General features: G+C 73.8%; 17 protein-coding genes. 14 read left to right on the forward strand and 3 right to left on the reverse strand.

Annotated features, from left to right (window positions below; all coding sequences use genetic code 11):
- The first annotated feature begins 12 nt into the window (after positions 1-12).
- From grpE to QOZ86_RS03275, 5 genes are all read left to right on the forward strand, one after another.
- A complete protein-coding gene (gene grpE / locus QOZ86_RS03255) occupies positions 13-696 on the forward strand; it encodes a nucleotide exchange factor GrpE (RefSeq protein ID WP_284490515.1) in 684 nt (227 codons plus the stop codon).
- A 115-nt stretch (positions 697-811) separates the two neighbouring features.
- Complete coding sequence (dnaJ, locus tag QOZ86_RS03260) at positions 812-2,029, forward strand: molecular chaperone DnaJ (RefSeq protein WP_284490516.1); 1,218 nt, start codon at positions 812-814, stop codon at positions 2,027-2,029.
- Positions 2,026-2,478, forward strand: coding sequence for a heat shock protein transcriptional repressor HspR (locus tag QOZ86_RS03265; protein WP_284490517.1), 453 nt, complete (start codon positions 2,026-2,028; stop codon positions 2,476-2,478). Before dnaJ ends, QOZ86_RS03265 begins: the two co-directional genes overlap by 4 nt.
- Complete coding sequence (locus QOZ86_RS03270; RefSeq protein WP_284490518.1) at positions 2,475-2,969, forward strand: MarR family winged helix-turn-helix transcriptional regulator; 495 nt, start codon at positions 2,475-2,477, stop codon at positions 2,967-2,969. Before QOZ86_RS03265 ends, QOZ86_RS03270 begins: the two co-directional genes overlap by 4 nt.
- A gap of 345 nt (positions 2,970-3,314) precedes the next feature.
- Positions 3,315-4,913: an MDR family MFS transporter gene (locus QOZ86_RS03275; RefSeq protein WP_284490519.1), complete on the forward strand. Its 1,599-nt coding sequence runs from the start codon at positions 3,315-3,317 to the stop codon at positions 4,911-4,913.
- 124 nt (positions 4,914-5,037) lie between these two features.
- On the opposite strand, the gene QOZ86_RS03280 is transcribed toward QOZ86_RS03275, so the two are convergent.
- Positions 5,038-5,475, reverse strand: coding sequence for an OsmC family protein (locus tag QOZ86_RS03280; RefSeq protein ID WP_284490520.1), 438 nt, complete (start codon positions 5,473-5,475; stop codon positions 5,038-5,040).
- A gap of 76 nt (positions 5,476-5,551) precedes the next feature.
- Positions 5,552-6,028 (reverse strand): MarR family winged helix-turn-helix transcriptional regulator, encoded by a 477-nt coding sequence (locus tag QOZ86_RS03285; protein WP_284490521.1) that lies wholly within the window; start codon positions 6,026-6,028, stop codon positions 5,552-5,554.
- 222 nt (positions 6,029-6,250) lie between these two features.
- Between QOZ86_RS03285 and clpB the strand changes: the two genes are divergently transcribed.
- Both clpB and QOZ86_RS03295 read left to right on the forward strand, forming a co-directional pair.
- Positions 6,251-8,845 (forward strand): ATP-dependent chaperone ClpB, encoded by a 2,595-nt coding sequence (clpB, locus tag QOZ86_RS03290; RefSeq protein ID WP_284490522.1) that lies wholly within the window; start codon positions 6,251-6,253, stop codon positions 8,843-8,845.
- A gap of 125 nt (positions 8,846-8,970) precedes the next feature.
- Entirely contained in the window at positions 8,971-9,831 is an 861-nt protein-coding gene (locus QOZ86_RS03295; protein ID WP_284490523.1) for a hypothetical protein, read from the forward strand.
- Positions 9,832-9,862: 31 nt separating this feature from the next.
- Here the strand turns inward: QOZ86_RS03295 and QOZ86_RS03300 are convergent, their stop codons facing one another.
- Positions 9,863-10,327: a hypothetical protein gene (locus QOZ86_RS03300; protein ID WP_284490524.1), complete on the reverse strand. Its 465-nt coding sequence runs from the start codon at positions 10,325-10,327 to the stop codon at positions 9,863-9,865.
- Positions 10,328-10,446: 119 nt separating this feature from the next.
- On the opposite strand from QOZ86_RS03300, the gene QOZ86_RS03305 reads away from it, so the two are divergent.
- The 7 genes from QOZ86_RS03305 to QOZ86_RS03335 all read left to right on the forward strand — a co-directional run bounded on the left by QOZ86_RS03305 (position 10,447) and on the right by QOZ86_RS03335 (position 17,300).
- On the forward strand, positions 10,447-12,114 hold the full coding sequence (locus tag QOZ86_RS03305; RefSeq protein WP_284490525.1) for a molybdopterin-dependent oxidoreductase: 1,668 nt from the start codon (positions 10,447-10,449) through the stop codon (positions 12,112-12,114).
- A 148-nt stretch (positions 12,115-12,262) separates the two neighbouring features.
- Positions 12,263-12,931, forward strand: a complete 669-nt coding sequence (locus QOZ86_RS03310; protein ID WP_284490526.1) for a fasciclin domain-containing protein — start codon at positions 12,263-12,265, stop codon at positions 12,929-12,931.
- Between the two features lie 115 nt (positions 12,932-13,046).
- Positions 13,047-13,649, forward strand: coding sequence for an orotate phosphoribosyltransferase (gene pyrE / locus QOZ86_RS03315; protein WP_284490527.1), 603 nt, complete (start codon positions 13,047-13,049; stop codon positions 13,647-13,649).
- 121 nt (positions 13,650-13,770) lie between these two features.
- Positions 13,771-15,186: an FAD-binding oxidoreductase gene (locus tag QOZ86_RS03320; protein ID WP_284490528.1), complete on the forward strand. Its 1,416-nt coding sequence runs from the start codon at positions 13,771-13,773 to the stop codon at positions 15,184-15,186.
- Positions 15,183-16,535, forward strand: a complete 1,353-nt coding sequence (locus QOZ86_RS03325; RefSeq protein WP_284490529.1) for an FAD-dependent oxidoreductase — start codon at positions 15,183-15,185, stop codon at positions 16,533-16,535. Before QOZ86_RS03320 ends, QOZ86_RS03325 begins: the two co-directional genes overlap by 4 nt.
- Positions 16,536-16,540: 5 nt before the next feature.
- Positions 16,541-17,152, forward strand: coding sequence for a pentapeptide repeat-containing protein (locus QOZ86_RS03330; RefSeq protein ID WP_284490530.1), 612 nt, complete (start codon positions 16,541-16,543; stop codon positions 17,150-17,152).
- 25 nt (positions 17,153-17,177) lie between these two features.
- A complete protein-coding gene (locus QOZ86_RS03335; RefSeq protein WP_284490531.1) occupies positions 17,178-17,300 on the forward strand; it encodes a hypothetical protein in 123 nt (40 codons plus the stop codon).
- Positions 17,301-17,328: the final 28 nt, after the last annotated feature.

Below are 17,328 nucleotides of genomic sequence, written 5' to 3' on the forward strand. Positions count from 1 at the left end.
CGGAGGACGACCATGACGCAAGCCGGGGACGAGCAGTCGCGGGTCGTCATCCGTGACAAGCGGCGGATCGACCCCATCACTGGTGCAGTACGGACGCCGGCCGGCGAGCAGCCGGCCGGCGTCCGGCCCGGTACCGAACTCCCAGGGGAGCAGATGAGCGAGCACGAGACGCCGGTGGCCGACCAGCCGGCGACGGAACCGTCCGCGGACGGCGCCGCAGAGGGCGACCTCGCCCGCCAGCTGGCCGAGCGCACCGAGGACCTGCAGCGGGTCACCGCCGAGTACGCCAACTACCGGCGGCGCATCGACCGCGACCGGTCGCTGGTCGTCGACCAGGCGGCCGAGCGGTTCGCCACGCAGCTGTTCCCGATCGTCGACGACATCGAGCGGGCGCGGGACCACGGCGACCTGACCGGGGCCTTCAAGCTCGTCGCCGACCGGATCCTGGGCCTGCTCGACGGCCTGGGCGTGGCGGCGTTCGGCGTGGCGGGCGACCCGTTCGACCCGTCGCTGCACGAGGCCGTCATGCACGACACCTCCGCCGACGTGGAGGTGCCGACGGCCACGACGGTGCTGCGCCAGGGCTATCGGCGGGGAGACCGGGTGCTGCGGACGGCGATGGTGGCCGTCACCGAGCCGGAGTCCGCGGCGCCGGCCCAGCCGCCGGCCGAGTCCACCGACCCGGCCGCCGGCTGACCGGACCGAGTGCGAGAGGGGGCGCAATGAACGCACCGAAGGTGTCGAGTTCCCCTGCGGAGCAGCGTTGTCGTGTCGGTGAGACGTCGGAGGCGTCCGGTTCCCCACCGGAGGTGTGTCGTTGAGCACCCGTGACTTCATCGAGAAGGACTACTACGGCGCGCTCGGCGTCCCGCAGGACGCCGACGCCGCGGCGATCAAGAAGGCCTACCGCAAGCTGGCCACCGAGCTGCACCCGGACAAGAACCCGGGCAACTCCGCCGCCGAGGCCCGGTTCAAGGAGGTCTCCGAGGCCTACGACGTGCTCTCCGATCCCAAGCGGCGCGGCGAGTACGACGACGCGCGGCGGCTGTTCGGCTCCGGTGGGGCCGGCGCCCGGGCCGGGTTCCCCGGTGGCTTTCCCGGCGCGGGCCCGGGCGGTCAGCCCTTCGACCTCGGCGATCTGTTCGGGGCGGCCGGGGGTGGAGCGGCCGGCCGCGGGCCCGGCGGTCTGGGGGACATCCTGGGCGGTCTGTTCGGCGGCGCGGCGGGCGGCGGCGCGCGGGCCCGCAGCCAGGCGGCCTCGGGGCCGGCACGCGGCCAGGACGTGGAGACCGAGGCGACGCTCTCCTTCGAGGAGGCGGTCCTCGGGGTGACGGTGCCGCTGCGCATGCAGAGCCCGGGCAGCTGCCCGACGTGCGCCGGTAGCGGCGCCCGCCCGGGCACCTCGCCGCACACCTGCCCGGTGTGCCAGGGGGCCGGGGTCACCAGCCGCAGCCAGGGGGCGTTCGCCTTCTCCGAGCCTTGCCGCAACTGCCGCGGCAGCGGCCAGGTGGTCGACGACCCGTGCCCCACCTGTACCGGCAGTGGCGTCACGACGCAGGCCCGCACGATCACCGTCCGGATCCCGGCCGGGGTCAGGGACGGCCAGCGCATCAGGTTGACCGGCAAGGGCGCGCCCGGACGGCGCGGCGGCCCGGCCGGCGACCTGTTCGTCGTCGTCCACGTCTCCGAGCACCCACTGCTCGGCCGCAAGGGCGACGACCTGACGCTCACCGTGCCGATCACCTTCGTCGAGGCGGCGCTGGGCACCACCCTGACGGTGCCCACGCTGGACGGCACCGTCTCGCTCAAGGTGCCCGCCGGTACCGCGAGCGGGCGCACCCTGCGGGTGCGCGGGCGCGGGGTGCCGGGCAAGGGGCGCTCGGGTGACCTGCTGGTCACCGTCGAGATCGCCGTCCCCGTCCGGCTGACCCCCGGCCAGCGGAAGGTGATCGAGACGCTGGCGGAGGAGATGGACGAGGACCCGCGTCCGCAGATCACCGCTGCTGTGCGCGGCGGAGATGAGGGGTGAACGTGCGAGCAGGAGGGCCCCTCGGTGCCGCGGGGCGGGCGGTGGCGGAGGACGCGCCGGTCTTCGTGATCTCCGTGGCGGCCGAGCTGGCCGGCATGCACGCGCAGACGCTGCGGCAGTACGACCGGCTCGGCCTGGTGAGCCCGGGCCGGACGGCGGGCGGTGGACGGCGGTACAGCCCGCGCGACGTCGCGCTGCTGCGCGAGGTGCAGCGGCTCTCGCAGGAGGACGGCGTCAACCTCGCCGGCATCAAGCGGATCATCGACCTGGAGTCCCAGGTGGAGGCGCTGCAGGCGCGGGTGCACGAGCTGCTCGAGGAGCTACAGCACTCCGAGAACCGGCGGATGGCGGCGGAGGCCGCCGTCCCGGCCGCCTACCGCGCCGATCTGGTGCTGCACCGCCGACCGAGCTCGGCGCTGGTGGTCTGGCGACCCGGGGGTGGCCGGTGACGGACGCGGGCACCGACGCGCACCCGGCCTTCGTCGCGCTCGAGCGGGAGATCGGGCTGCTGCTGCGCAGGTCGCGGGCGATATCCGCCCGGCTGGCCCGTGAGCTGCACCCAGATCTCGACGGCGCTGCGTACGGCCTGCTGGCGCTGCTCGAGGACACCGGCCCCTTGCGGGCCAGCGACCTGGTGCTCCGGCTGGGCCTGGACAAGAGCACGGTCAGCCGGCAGGTCGCCAGCCTGGTCGAGCTCGGGCTGGTCGACCGCGCCGCCGACCCCGACGACGGGCGCGCGCAGGTGCTGACGCCCTCGGCCGAGGGCTCGGCCCGGCTGTCGCGCATCCGCGCGGCCCGCCGCGCCCGGTGGGCGAGCGACCTGGCCGGATGGCCGGCCGACGACGTGGCGACGCTGGCGATCCTGCTCGAGCGGCTCAACCGCATCGGTGAGGCGCGCGAGGCCGAGGTCGGCGGCGCCGTGCCGCCTACCGAGGGCTGACTCACGCCGCTGCAGGCTGACGTGCCGCGCGTTGCGCGTTGCAACTTTTCGCGGGTATGGTTGCGGTCTGCAAGTACGTGATCGCCACAAGGACGTCGTCATGCCCCTCAGCTCCGCGACCCGTGACCGCCTGGCGGCCAGTGCCCCCGGTGCCGGCGGAGAGCTGCTGAGATCGCTCGCCGCCGTCTCGCCGTCCGGTCGTCCGGCGGCTCCCCGGTGAGCGCGGCCCCTCCGCCTGCTCCCGCCGCCGCACGGCGACCGCGCCGGCGTCCCGTGCAGGCATCCGCACCGCCGACGCCCGTCGCGCAGCCGGGGAGGATGACGCACCGCCAGGTTCTGGAGGCCATGTCCGGCCTGATGCTGGCGATGTTCGTGGCGTTCCTGTCCTCCACCGTCGTGTCCAACGCCCTGCCGACGATCATCACCGACCTCCGGGGCAGCCAGAACCAGTACACCTGGGTGGTGACGGCGACGCTGCTGTCGTCGACGGCCTCCACGCCCGTCTGGGGAAAGCTCGCCGATCTGTTCAGCAAGAAGCTGCTGATCCAGCTGTCGATCGTGGTGTTCATCGCCGGGTCGATGCTGGCCGGGCTGGCGCAGTCGGTCGAGACCCTCATCGCCTGGCGGGCGCTGCAGGGCCTGGGCCTGGGTGGCCTGCAGGCGCTGGTGCAGATCGCGATCGCGGCGATGATCAGCCCGCGCGAACGCGGGCGGTACGCCGGCCTCATGGGCTCGGTCTTCGCTGCGGCGACGGTCGGCGGTCCGCTGATCGGCGGGGTGCTCGTGGACACCAGCTGGCTCGGCTGGCGCTGGTGCTTCTACGTGGGTGTGCCCTTCGCCGCCGTCGCGCTGGTGCTGCTGCAGCGCACCCTGCACCTTCCGGTGATCCGGCGGGACGTGACCATCGACTACCTGGGGGCGGGGTTCCTCGCCGCGGGGGTCTCGGCGCTGCTCATCTGGGTCACCCTCGCCGGCCACGGATTCCCGTGGGCCTCGGTGCAGAGCGCCCTCTTCCTCGGCGGCGCCGTCCTCGCGGTCGTGGCGTTCCTCGTCACCGAGTCGCGGGCGGTCGAGCCGATCGTGCCGCTCCGGCTCTTCCGGGACCGCACCACCACCCTCGCGATCATCGCCAGCATCGCGGTGGGCGTAGCGATGTTCGGGTCCACCGTCTTCCTCGGCCAGTACCTGCAGATCTCGCGCGGCTACTCGCCCACGGAGGCCGGGCTGCTGACCATCCCGATGGTGGGTGGCCTGGTCCTGTCCTCGACGGTCTCGGGGCTGCTGATCACCCGCTTCGGCCGGTGGAAGGCTTACCTCACGGCCGGCTCGGCGCTGGTGATGGCCGGCTTCGGGCTGCTGGCCACCATCGACCACGAGACGGACATGGTGCTGCTCTGCACCAACCTGTTCATCCTGGGTGCGGGCATCGGCATGAGCATGCAGAACCTGGTGCTCGCCGTGCAGAACACGGTGGCGGCCGCCGACCTGGGCGCGGCCAGCTCCGCGGTGACCTTCTTCCGCAGCCTCGGCGGCACCGTCGGCGTCGCGGTGCTGGGGGCGGTGCTGAGCAACCACGTGGGCGACCTCATCGAGGACCGCCTGACCGGCATGCCCGGCGCTGCCCAGGCGGCCGGAGGCGGTGGCGCGGTCGGGCTGGCCGACCTGGCCGACGCGCCGGCGCCCGTCGAGGCGCTCATCCGGATGTCCTACGGCGACGCGACCGGGCGGATCTTCCTCGTCTCCGCCGTCGTGTCGGTGGTCGCCGTCCTCGCGGTCCTCTTCATCCGGGAGGTCGCGTTGCGGACCGAGTCCGGGGACGAGCGCCAGTGGGCCGAGCGCTCGGACGCCGTGCGCATCGACACCGATCGCATCGAGGGCCGGGACGCCGCCGGCGAGCGCACCGACGAGGTCGGCCACTCGCTGCAGCAGTCGGTGGTCCGCTGACCGGTGCTGCGAACACGACGGCGACCCGTCTCCCCGGGGATACGGGCCGCCGTCGCATCAGACGAGGCGGCTCCTGCAGGGTCCCGCCGGGAGCCTGTGAGCGGTGGGGGGCAGGAGGGCCCTTCTACTGCTCTAGGGCGGCGTCAAGGGTGATCTCGGTACCCGTGAGGGCCTTGCTGACGGGGCAGCCGGTCTTGGCCGCCTGTGCCGCCTTCTCGAAGCCCGCGGCATCCAGGCCGTCGACCTCGCCGCGGACCGTCAGCGCGATCCCGGTGATCGCCGGGGCGCCGTCCTGCTGGCCGAGCGTGACGTCGGCGGAGACCTCCAGCGACTGCGGCGTGCCGCCGGCCTTGCCGATCTCGTTCGAGAGGGCCATCGCGAAGCACGCCGAGTGGGCGGCGGCGATGAGCTCTTCGGGGCTGGTCGTCCCTCCGGCCTCCTCAGCGGCGCGCTTGGGGAAGGACACCTCGTAGGTGCCGACCTTGGAGCTACTGAGCTCGACCTGGCCGGAGCCCTCCTGCAGGGTGCCGTTCCAGGCGGTACGAGCGGTACGAGTGGGCATGCTGCCCCTTCCGGGCCGTGGCCGCCTCTGGCTCGGGCGGCGCCGTGAGCGCCCCCTACCCGGAGAAGGTTGTGCCCTACCGTCCGGCGGCCGGCCGGTCCCCGGCCTCGGCGGGGCCGTTGACCCGGTCGGTGAGCGTCCGCAGCCGGCTCTTGAGGTCGTCGAACTCGCGGGTGTCGAAGCCGATGGCCCCGATCATCTCCTCGGAGATGGCGGTGGCCTTGTCCTGCAGGGCGCGCCCCGCGTCGGTGAGCGCGATGGACACCGAGCGCTCGTCCTCGACCCGCCGGTTCCGGGTCACCAGGCCGGCGTTGGTCAACCGCTTGAGCAACGGGGAGAGGGTGCCGCTGTCCAGAGCGAGCCGCGAGCCGAGCTGGCCCACCGTCTGGTCGTCCGACTCCCAGAGCAGGAGCATCACCAGGTACTGCGGGTAGGTCAGGCCGATGGCGTCGAGCATGGGCCGGTACCGCGCGGTCACCGCACGCGACGCGGCGTACAGGGCGAAGCACAGCTGGTCGTCGAGCGCCACGCTCGGCGCCGGCAGGGCGGTCATGGCGACAGTCTAGGCCGATGTTGCTGTGACGCCGGGACACCGCGGTCCCTTCTCGTCCGGTCGGGTCAGGTGGCTCGCCCTCGCCACCTGCTGTGCTGCCGGCCACGGTCGTGGCAGAGTTGAGCGGAACAGACTCAACCCGTGGGTCGTTGCAGCCGGCAGATCGCGCCCCTCCACGGAGGGCGCCGGAGACCACGGAGACGAAAGGACGTGCACCCGAGCATGGAGAGCAAGCTCACGACCCGTTCGCAGGAGGCCGTCGCCGGCGCCCAGCGCCTCGCCGTCGGTCGGGGTCAGGCGGCGCTGGAGCCGCTGCACCTGCTCGCCGCCCTGCTGGAGCAGACCGACGGCATCGCCGGTCCGTTGCTGACCGCGGTCGGGGCCGACCCGGTGGACGTCCGGAGCAAGGCCGACGCCGCGCTGCGCCGCCTGCCCAGCGTCAGCGGCGCCACCGTGTCGGCGCCCTCCCCGTCCCGGGAGTTCCTCCGGGTGATCAACGCCGCCGGCGAGCAGGCCGGCGCCCTCGGGGACGAGTACGTCTCCACCGAGCACCTGCTGGTGGGCCTCGCCGGATCCGAGGGCGAGGCCGGCGCCGTCCTGACCAGCGCCGGGGCCACCCGTGACGCGCTGCTCGCCGCCTTCCGCACCGTGCGCGGCAACCGCAAGGTGACGACGGCGGACCCCGAGGGCACCTTCCAGGCGCTGGAGAAGTACGCCGTCGACCTCACCGAGCGCGCCCGCGACGGCAAGATCGACCCGGTCATCGGCCGGGACACCGAGATCCGCCGGGTGGTGCAGGTGCTCTCCCGGCGCACCAAGAACAACCCCGTCCTCATCGGTGAGCCCGGCGTCGGCAAGACGGCGATCGTCGAGGGCCTGGCCCAGCGCATCGTCGCCGGCGACGTCCCGGAGAGCCTCAAGGGCAAGCGCCTCATGGCGCTCGACCTCGGCGCGATGGTGGCCGGGGCCAAGTACCGCGGTGAGTTCGAGGAACGGCTGAAGGCCGTCCTCCAGGAGATCACCGAGGCCGAGGGGCAGGTCGTCACCTTCATCGACGAGCTGCACACCATCGTCGGTGCCGGCGCCACCGGCGACTCCGCGATGGACGCCGGGAACATGATCAAGCCGATGCTCGCCCGCGGCGAGCTGCGGATGGTCGGCGCGACCACGCTGGACGAGTACCGCGAGCACATCGAGAAGGACGCGGCGCTGGAGCGCCGCTTCCAGCAGGTCTTCGTGGGGGAGCCCTCGGTCGAGGACACGATCGGCATCCTGCGCGGGCTCAAGGAGCGCTACGAGGTGCACCACGGTGTCCGGATCACCGACACCGCGATCGTGGCGGCCGCGACGTTGTCCGACCGGTACGTCACGTCCCGGTTCCTGCCGGACAAGGCGATCGACCTGGTCGACGAGGCCGCCAGCCGGCTCCGCATGGAGATCGACAGCCGGCCGGTCGAGGTGGACGAGGTGGAGCGGGCGGTGCGCCGGCTCGAGATCGAGGAGATGGCGCTGGCCAAGGAGGACGACCCGTCGTCCGAAGAGCGACTGGTGGCTGTCCAGAAGAACCTGGCCGAGAAGCGCGAAACCCTCGACGAGCTGACGGCCCGGTGGCAGCAGGACAAGAGTGCCATCGTCCGCATCCAGCAGATCAAGGAGGAGCTGGAGCGGGCGCGCCTGGAGGCCGAGCGGGCCGAGCGGGACGGCCGGCTCGCCCAGGCCGCCGAGCTCCGCTACGGCCGGCTGCCGCAGCTGGAGAAGGCGCTCGCCGAGGCCGAGTCCTCGGTCGAGACCGGCGACTCCATGCTCAAGGAGGAGGTCGGCCCCGACGACATCGCCGAGGTCGTCCAGGCCTGGACCGGCATCCCGGCCGGCCGGCTCCTCGAGGGCGAGACGCAGAAGCTGCTGCGGATGGAGGACGGTCTCGGCGCACGGGTCGTCGGGCAACCGGATGCGGTCCGAGCTGTTTCGGATGCCGTGCGTCGTGCGCGCTCCGGCGTGGCCGACCCCGACCGTCCGACCGGCTCCTTCCTGTTCCTCGGGCCCACGGGTGTCGGCAAGACGGAGCTGGCCAAGGCGCTGGCGGAGTTCCTGTTCGACGACGAGCGCGCCATGGTGCGTATCGACATGAGCGAGTACTCCGAGAAGCACTCGGTGGCCCGGCTGGTCGGTGCTCCTCCGGGCTACGTCGGCTACGAGGCCGGCGGCCAGCTCACCGAGGCGGTCCGGCGGCGCCCGTACACGGTCGTGCTGCTCGACGAGGTGGAGAAGGCGCACCCCGACGTCTTCGACGTCCTGCTCCAGGTGCTCGACGACGGCCGGCTGACCGACGGCCAGGGGCGGACGGTGGACTTCCGGAACACCATCCTCATCCTGACGTCGAACCTGGGCTCGCAGATCATCGCCGACCAGTCGGTGCCGGAGCAGCGGCGGCGCGACGCCGTCCTGGAGGTCGTCCGGACGCACTTCAAGCCGGAGTTCCTCAACCGGCTGGACGACGTCGTGGTCTTCCGGGCGCTGGGCAGCGACGAGCTGACCGGGATCGTCGACATCCAGGTCGGCGTGCTGGCCCGCCGGCTGGCCGCCCGGCGGCTCTCGCTGACGGTGACCGACGCCGCGAAGGAGTGGCTGGCCCTGAACGGGTTCGACCCGGTCTACGGCGCCCGGCCGCTGCGCCGGCTGGTGCAGTCGGCGATCGGGGACCAGCTGGCGAAGGCGCTGCTCTCCGGCGAGATCCGGGACGGCGACGAGGTGCTCGTCGACTGGACGGCCGCCGTCGCCGGCGAGGGCGACGCGGGGCTGAGCGTCACCCGCGGCTGAGGCCGTGGACGCCCGCCGGGTCCGGTGGGCGTCCCGCCTGATCGGGTGGCGCCGCGTGCCGTGCTGGTTCCCGTCGGTGCCGTCGGTCATGATCGCGGCGACGGGGAGCGACGAGCGGAGGCGTGATGACGGCGGGTCAGGACGACCAGCACGGCCAGCAGGGGCAGCCGGACGGACAGGGCGGACAGCATCCGGACCGGCCACCGGCGTCGTCCGCGCAGGGGCAGCCCCAGTACGGGCAGCCGCCGTACGGGCAGCCGCAGTACGGTCAGCCGCCGTACGGGCAGCCGCAGTACGGGCAGCCGCCGCAGGGGCAGCCGCCGCAGGGGCAGCCCCAGTACGGGCAGCCGCAGTACGGGCAGTCCCAGCCGGGCCAGCCGCCCTACGGCCAGCCCCAGCCGGGCCAGCCGCCCTACGGCCAGCCCCAGCCGGGCCAGCCGCCCTACGGCTACGCGCCGGCGCCGAGCGCGCCCAGCGGCTGGGGGCCCGACGCCCCGGCGCCCATGGAGCGGCCGGTCACCGTCCGCGCCGGCATCGGTGCCTTCCTGGCCTCGCTGGTGCTCAGCGCCGTGGGCACGCTCGCGCTGGTGCTCAACTGGGAGCAGTTCCGCGACTGGACGCTGTCCGAGGCCGGTGCGCAGCTCGGCGAGTCGGAGCTCGAGGGGATCGACGCGGAGGCCTTCGCCGAGCTCACCCTCCAGTTGGGCGTGGCGTTCAGCGTCCTGGTCCTGCTCCTGCAGCTGCTCTTCATCTGGTTCGCCTGGAAGGGCCGCAACTGGGCCCGGATCGTCCTGTGGGTGCTCGGCGGGCTCGCTCTCCTGGCCACCCCGTTCGCGGGCACCTCCAGCGGTCCGCTGCCGTTCGTCACGGCCCTGACCTGGTTCCAGATCGCGCTCACCGCGGTCGGCGTCGTGCTCCTGGCACTGAAGCCCTCCAACGACTGGTACCGCTTCCGCAAGTGGCAGCGGGCCACCGGCCAGGGCTGACCCGGGTCCCGCCCGGGCCTCCGGGCGGGGCTCAGCCGCCGCTCGCCGCGGCCAGCCAGTCCCGCGTGGTGCCGGCCAGCAGACTGGCCGCGGCCGCGACCGACAGCACCAGCAGCAGCAGCGAGATGACCGTGACGCCTCCGGCGGTCAGCATCGTGGAGATCACCAGCAGCGCCAGCACGACGCTCCCGGCCACCCCGGTCCAGCGGGCCCACGAGCGGTGGGAGGACAACCCCCAGGCCGAGACGGCGTAGAGCAGGCCGAGGACGAGCGGCGCGGTCGAGTTGACGAGCAGGAACTGCTCGGCCTCCGCCCGGGACAGCCCCGACTCGGTCAGCGCCTCGGTCAGGCCGTCCCGGCCCAGCCACGTGATCGCCACGTAGAGCAGCAACAGCGCGGCGAGGGTTCCCAGCAGGGCGACGGCGACCCGCACCGACGGGGGTGGCTGCGGAGTCGCGCCTTCGCCGGCGTCGGTGGGGAAGGGGGAGGACGGCACCCGCCCAGCCTGGCAGACGTGGCTCGTCCCCCCGCTGCACCGCCGTCCGGGCGGTGCGCAGGAAGTTCCGTCCGGGATGAATCCGGATCGGGCCCCGGTCGCGAACACCCACCGTGACGATGACCGTGCAGGGCTCGCGGCCCACCTCCGGGGCGCCGGCGACGGCCGGGCGCCGGGGCCGCCGCCCGCTGGCCGCACTTGCCGGTCTGCTCGCGGCCGCGGTCGCCCTCGGCGTGGGCGAGCTGGTGGCCGCCACCATCGGCCCGTCCTCCTCGCCGGTGGTCGCGGTCGGCGACTCGGCCATCACGCTCACCCCCGAGGCGGTCAAGAGCTTCGCCATCAGCACCTTCGGCGAGGACGACAAGATCGCACTCGTCGTCGGCATGCTGGTCGTCATCGCCCTCTATGCCCTGGTCATCGGGCTGGTCGGGCTGCGCAGCCGCCGTCTTGGTGCGGCGGGCATCGCCCTGTTCGGCGTCGTGGGCGTGCTCGCGGCGGTGACCCGACCGACGGGCGGGATCGTCGACGGCCTGCCGTCGCTGGTCGGTGTGTTCGCCGGCATCGTCGCCCTGCTCGCGCTCCTCGCCCCGCTGCAGACGACGCCCCCGGCCCCGGCGGCTGCGCCGGCCGCCCGGCCGGCCACGCCGTCCGGCGAGGGCGCCGCCACGCGGTTGCGCGACGCGCTCGCAGCCGGTGACCGCAAGGGCGCCGGTATGGACCGCCGGCGCTTCTTCCTCACCAGCGGCGCAGCCGTCGGCGTGGCCGCAGTGGCCGGTGGCGGAGGCCGGCTGCTCCAGCAGCGCTTCGACGTCGCCGGCGACCGGCAGGACCTGGTGCTGCCCCGGCCGGCGTCACCGGCACCGGTGCTGCCCGCCGGCGCCGACCTCTCCGGCGAGGTCGAGGGTCTGACGCCGCTGTTCACACCCAACCGCGAGTTCTACCGGGTCGACACCGCGATCACCGTCCCGCAGATCCGCCCGACGGACTACCGGCTGGCGCTCACCGGCATGTTCGACTCCCCGCGGTCCTACACGCTGGCCGACCTCTTCGGCCGGGACGACCTGGTCGAGCGGGACATCACGCTCAGCTGCGTCTCCAACGAGGTCGGCGGCCGCCTCGCCGGCACCGCCCGCTGGCTGGGCGTGCCCCTGGGCGCCCTCCTCCGCGAGAACGGCGTGCGCGCCGGCAGCACCCAGCTGGTGTGCCGGTCGAAGGACGGCATGACGATCGGTGCGCCGACGCGCTCCGCGCTCGAGGTCCAGGACGCCATGCTCGCCCTCGGGATGAACGGCGAGCCGCTGCCCGTGGAGCACGGGTTCCCGGTGCGGATGCTCATCCCCGGGCTCTACGGGTACGTCTCGGCCTGCAAGTGGATCACCGGCATCGAGGCCACCACGTTCGAGGCGTTCGATCCCTACTGGGTCGAGCGCGACTGGGCCGCCGAGGCGCCGATCAAGGTCTTCTCCCGCGTCGACACCCCTGCCCCGCTGCGGGCGTTCCCCGCGGGCCGGCGGCCCATCGCCGGGGTCGCGTGGGCGCAGACCCGCGGCATCGCCCGCGTCGAGGTTCGGGTCGACGACGCCGACTGGGTCGACGCCGAGCTCTCGACGCAGGTGGACGCCGACCTGTGGCGGCAGTGGGTGCTGCCCTACGACTTCACGCCCGGTCGGCACGCGGTCACCGTCCGCGCCACCGACGGCGAGGGCCGGACCCAGACCGAGGAGCGGGCCCGCCCCTTCCCCAGCGGCGCCACCGGCTGGCACACCGTCCAGGTGGTCGCCCGGTGACGCCATCGCCCGGTCGCGGTACCGGGCCCCCCAGACCCGTCCCGGCAGCTGCCGACGACGCACCCACCGGCCGCTCCCGCGGCCGGCGCACCACCCCGACCGAACGCGACACCGTCGTCGCGCAGGACTTGACAGGAGCACACCGATCATGAAGCGCACCCTCACCCGCGGCGTCCTCCTCACCGCCGTCTCCACGCTGGCCATCACGCTCAGCGCCTGCGGCTCGGACGACGCCGCCGAGGCCCCCGCCGCCTCGGAGACGAGCACCGGCACCAGCAGCACGTCCGCAGCGCCCGAGAGCTCGGCCGTGCCGGTGTCCGACGAGCCGTTCGGCGAGGGCTGCGCGGCCGTCCCGACCGAGGGCGCCGGCAGCTTCGAGGGGATGAGCGCCGACCCCGTCGCCACCGCCGCCAGCAACAACCCGGCGCTGTCGACGCTGGTCACGGCCGTCCAGGCCGCCGGCCTGGTCGACACCCTCAACACCACCGAGGACATCACCGTGCTGGCCCCGGCCAACCCGGCGTTCGAGGCGGTGCCGGCCGACGCGCTCAACGCCCTGCTGGCCGACACCCCGCAGCTCACCGCGGTGCTCACCCACCACGTCATCCCCGGCCGCCTGGCCCCGGACGAGCTGGCCGGCACGCACACCACGCTGAACAACGACGAGGTGACCATCGAGGGCTCCGGCGAGGACTTCAGCATCGGCGCCGACGCGACCGTCCTGGGTCAGATGGAGGCCTCGGTGATCTGCGGGAACGTGCAGACCGCCAACGCCACCGTCTACATCATCGACCAGGTGCTCGCCCCCGCCGCCTGAGCAAGGATCCTGTCCTCCTCACCTCTCGCGGGTGAGGGGACCGGACGTCGCTACGCAGGGCCGCCGCCGGACACCCGTCCGACGGCGGCCCTGGGTCGGATCTAGGGTCGGGCGCATGGAAAAGGACCCGGTCCCCCCCCACTCCTCGTCCCTCGGGGCGGGCCCCTGGGACGGGGCCTCCCTGCCCGACCGTGACCGGCTGCTCCAGCTGGTCCTCGACCTGGCCGTGGTGCACGGGAAGGTCACGCTCTCCTCCGGGCGGGAGGCCGACTGGTACATCGACCTGCGCCGGCTGACGCTCCACCACGAGGGCGCGCCGCTGGTGGGCCGGGTGATGCGCCAGCTCACCGGCGACCTGCGCTACGACGTCGTCGGGGGGCTCACCCTGGGCGCCGACCCGGTGGCCACGGCCATGCTGCACGCGGCCGCCGCGGGCGAGGGGTTTCTCGACGCCTGCGTGGTCCGCAAGGCGGACAAGGCGCACGGCCTGCAGCGGCGGATCGAGGGTCCGGACGTCGCCGGCCGCGCCGTCCTGGTCGTCGAGGACGTCTCCACGACCGGCGGCAGCCCGCTCACCGCCGCGCAGGCGCTGCAGGAGGCCGGTGCCGAGGTGGTGGCGGTCGCGGTGATCGTCGACCGTGGTGGCCGTCCGGCGGTGGAAGAGGCCGGATTCGAGTACCGGGCCGCCTTCACCCTCGCCGACCTCGGCCTGGCGTGACCGCAGCGATGATCAGACGCACCTGATCGTCGAGCGTCCTCCCTCACCGTGGGACATGAGGGAGGACGCTCCACGGTCAGGGTCCCTGATCGTGGCCGCGGCGGGGTCGTACGGTGTGACGGTGACCACGACGACGGCGACGTGGCTCGCCGAGCTGACCGACGCACTGGGCGCTGACTCCGTCCTCACCGACCCGGACGTCACGGTCGGCTATGCCCGCGACCAGGCGATGCTGGCGCCCGCCGGCACGCCCGCCGCCGTGGTCTTCCCCCGGTACACCGACGACGTCGTCGCCGTGCTGCGGGTCGCGGCCCGGCACGGGCTCCCGGTGGTGCCGCGCGGCGCCGGCTCGGGGCTGGCCGGGGCCAGCAACGCCGTCGACGGCGGGATCACCGTGGTCATGACCCGGATGGACGCCGTCCTGGAGATCTCCCCGGCCGACCGGCTGGCCGTCGTCCAGCCCGGGGTGGTGAACAAGCAGCTGCGGGACGCCGTCGCCGGTGCGGGGCTGTTCTACCCACCGGACCCCTCCAGCTACGACTGGTGCACGATCGGCGGCAACCTCTCCACCAACTCCGGCGGCCTGTGCTGCGTCAAGTACGGGGTGACCACCGACTACGTCCTGGGCCTGGAGGTGGTGCTGGCCGACGGCCGGGTGCTGCGCACCGGGCGCCGCACGGTCAAGGGCGTGGCGGGCTACGACCTGGCCCGGCTGTTCGTCGGCTCGGAGGGGACGCTGGGCATCATCACCGAGGCGACCCTCGCCCTGCGGCCGGCGCCGAAGAAGCCGGTGACGCTGGCCGCCACGTTCGCGACGACCGCGCAGACCGGCCAGGTCGTCGAACGGGTGGTGACCACCGGGCTCGTGCCGAGCCTGCTGGAAGTCATGGACAACACCTGCATCCGCGCGGTCGACGACCTGCTCAAGGCCGACCTGGACCGGGAGGCGCGGGCCCTGCTGGTCGCGCAGTCCGACGCCGGGGGAGAGGCGGCTGCCCGGGAGGTCGCGGCGCTGGAGGAGCTGTGCCGGGAGGCCGGTGCGGAGTTCGTCCACTCCACCGACGACCCGGCCGACGGGGACCTGCTGCTCGCCGCCCGCCGGATGGCGCTGCCGGCGCTGGAGCAGCTGGGCAGCACGCTGATCGACGACGTCGCCGTGCCCCGTTCCCGCATCGCGCAGTTCCTCGACGGCTGCGACGCCATCGCTGCGGCCCGTGCACTCACCATCGGCGTCGTCGGGCACGCCGGCGACGGCAACATGCACCCCACCATCTGCTTCGACCCGACCGACGACGACCAGCGGGTCCGTGCCTTCGCCGCCTTCGACGACATCCTGGAGCTCGGGCTGGCCCTCGGGGGCACCATCACCGGCGAGCACGGGGTGGGGGTGCTCAAGGTGGACTGGCTGGAGCGGGAGATCGGACCGGTGGCGCTGGACGTGCACCGCTCGATCAAGTCCGCGCTCGACCCGGCCGGGCTGCTCAACCCGGGCACGGTGTTCCGCTCCGCCGCCCGGGCTGCCACGCTGGGGAGATGAGCAGGGAGCAGTTGGTCGTCGTCGGTGGTGACGCCGCCGGACTCTCGGCGGCCGCCCAGGCCCGCCGGCTGCGCGGTGCCTCCGAGCTGGAGATCGTCGTGCTCGAGCAGGGCCCGGAGATCTCCTACTCCGCCTGCGGCATCCCGTACTGGATCGGGGACCTGGTCAGCGACCGGGACAGCCTGCTGGCGCGCACCCCGCGCCAGTTCGAGGCCGAGGACATCACCGTCCACACGCACACCCGGGCCGAGGAGATCGACCTCGATGCAGGGGAGGTGCGCACCGGCGACGGACGCCGGCTGGGCTACGACACCCTCGTGGTGGCCACCGGCGGCAGGCCGCTCCGGCCACCGATCCCGGGCCTGGATGCGGTCGGCGTGCACGGGGTCCACCGGCTGGCCGACGGCGCGGATATCCGTTCCGCGATCGCCGCGGGCGCGCGGCGCGCCGTCGTCCTCGGCGGCGGTTACATCGGGCTGGAGATGGCCGAGGTGCTGCAGACCCGAGGGCTGTCGGTGACCGTGGTCCTCGCGGACCCGTTGCCCATGGGGCAACTGGACGCCGACATGGGCGAGCGGGTCTGCAAGGCCATGGGGGACATGGGCATCGACGTGCAGCCCGAGCAGCCGGTGCGTGCGATCGAGACCGATGCCGACGGCGTGGTCCGGGCGGTGCGCACCGACGCCGGCAGCTACGCGTGCGACCTCGTCGTCCTCGGGCTGGGCATGGGCCCGGAGGTGTCGCTGGCCCGGGAGGCCGGGTTGCAGACCGGCGTCACCGGGGCGATCGACGTCACCCGGAACCAGCGCAGCCGGTCGCACCCCGAGGTGTTCGCCGCCGGCGACTGCGCGGAGACCTTCCACCGGATCACCGGCGAACCGATCCACATCGCGCTGGGCACCCACGCGAACAAGCAGGGGCGGGTGGCCGGGTCGGTGATCGGCGGCCGCGCGGCCCGCTTCCCCGGTGTGCTGGGCACGGCGGTGACCAAGGTCGGCGAGCTGGAGATCGGGCGGACCGGGCTGTGCAGCACGCAGGCCGAGCAGGCCGGTTTCGACGCCCGGGTGGAGATGATCGAGGCGACGACGCGGGCCGGCTACTACCCCGGAGCCGATCCGATCGCGGTGAAGCTGGTCAGCGAGCGCGGTTCGGGGCTGCTGCTGGGCGCCCAGGTGGTCGGCGGGCCGGGCAGCGCCAAGCGCATCGACGTGCTGGCCACCGCCATCTGGGCGGGGATGACCGCCGAGGAGCTGGCCGGCACCGACCTGTCGTACGCGCCACCGTTCTCGCCCACCTACGACCCGGTCAGCGTCGTCGCGCGGATCGCGAGCCGGCTCGAGCAGGGCTGAGGCCGGTGGCTGCGCCCGGCGCACCGGCGCCCGACACCTACCTCCGGGACGCGGACTGGTACGGCGAGGACCTCTCCGGTCAGGAGCACACCGACGTGGCGTTCAGCGGGGTGGACCTGACCGAGGCCACCGGCACCGGCGTCGTCTTCACCGGCTGCAGCTTCCACGACTGCCGGTTCAACCTCGCCGGGTTCACCGGCACCGCCTTCGTGAACTGCACGTTCACCGGCTGCTCCTTCTTCTCCGCGAGCCTCGCCGACTGCAAGCTCGTCGGCGCCACGTTCGACCGCTGCTCGTTCGACCAGCTCACCGTCGACGGCGGGGACTGGTCGTTCGCGATCCTGCCCGGCGCGGACCTGGGCCGGGCGGCGTTCCGGGGCACCCGGCTGCGCGAGGCCGACCTCACCCGGGTGCGCGCCGCCGGGGCGACCCTGCGCGACGTCGACCTCTCCGGAGCGGAGTTGCACGAGGCCGACCTCACCGGCGCCGACCTGCGCGGTAGCGACCTCTCCGCGCTCGATCCCCGCGAGGCCCGGCTGGCCGGTGCCCGGATCGACCTCGCGCAGGCGGTGCAGCTCGCCGCAGCGCTGGGACTGCGGGTCGACGGAGGGGCCTAGCGGCCCGGGCGACGGAGGGGACCGGGTGGAGCGACGACGCGCAGGGCTGCTCGCCGTGCTCTGCCGCGGAACGCCGGCTGCCCGGCGGGTCGAGCGAGGGGACGTCGTCGCGGCGTTGCCGCTGCTCGTGGCGGAGCCCGCCGACTGACCGCGCTGTCGCCCGGTCGGGGGCACCG

The organism is Blastococcus capsensis (assembly GCF_030165005.1).
Lineage (GTDB): Bacteria > Actinomycetota > Actinomycetes > Mycobacteriales > Geodermatophilaceae > Blastococcus > Blastococcus capsensis.

What these genes read in the sequence shown, in the direction of transcription:
- grpE (WP_284490515.1), top strand. Translation starts at nt 13, where the DNA reads ATGACGCAAGCCGGGGACGAGCAGTCGCGGGTCGTCATCCGTGACAAG.
- QOZ86_RS03275 (WP_284490519.1), top strand. Translation starts at nt 3,315, where the DNA reads ATGTCCGGCCTGATGCTGGCGATGTTCGTGGCGTTCCTGTCCTCCACC.
- QOZ86_RS03280 (WP_284490520.1), bottom strand. Translation starts at nt 5,475, where the DNA reads ATGCCCACTCGTACCGCTCGTACCGCCTGGAACGGCACCCTGCAGGAG.
- QOZ86_RS03285 (WP_284490521.1), bottom strand. Translation starts at nt 6,028, where the DNA reads ATGACCGCCCTGCCGGCGCCGAGCGTGGCGCTCGACGACCAGCTGTGC.
- clpB (WP_284490522.1), top strand. Translation starts at nt 6,251, where the DNA reads ATGGAGAGCAAGCTCACGACCCGTTCGCAGGAGGCCGTCGCCGGCGCC.
- QOZ86_RS03295 (WP_284490523.1), top strand. Translation starts at nt 8,971, where the DNA reads ATGACGGCGGGTCAGGACGACCAGCACGGCCAGCAGGGGCAGCCGGAC.
- QOZ86_RS03305 (WP_284490525.1), top strand. Translation starts at nt 10,447, where the DNA reads ATGACCGTGCAGGGCTCGCGGCCCACCTCCGGGGCGCCGGCGACGGCC.
- QOZ86_RS03310 (WP_284490526.1), top strand. Translation starts at nt 12,263, where the DNA reads ATGAAGCGCACCCTCACCCGCGGCGTCCTCCTCACCGCCGTCTCCACG.
- pyrE (WP_284490527.1), top strand. Translation starts at nt 13,047, where the DNA reads ATGGAAAAGGACCCGGTCCCCCCCCACTCCTCGTCCCTCGGGGCGGGC.
- QOZ86_RS03325 (WP_284490529.1), top strand. Translation starts at nt 15,183, where the DNA reads ATGAGCAGGGAGCAGTTGGTCGTCGTCGGTGGTGACGCCGCCGGACTC.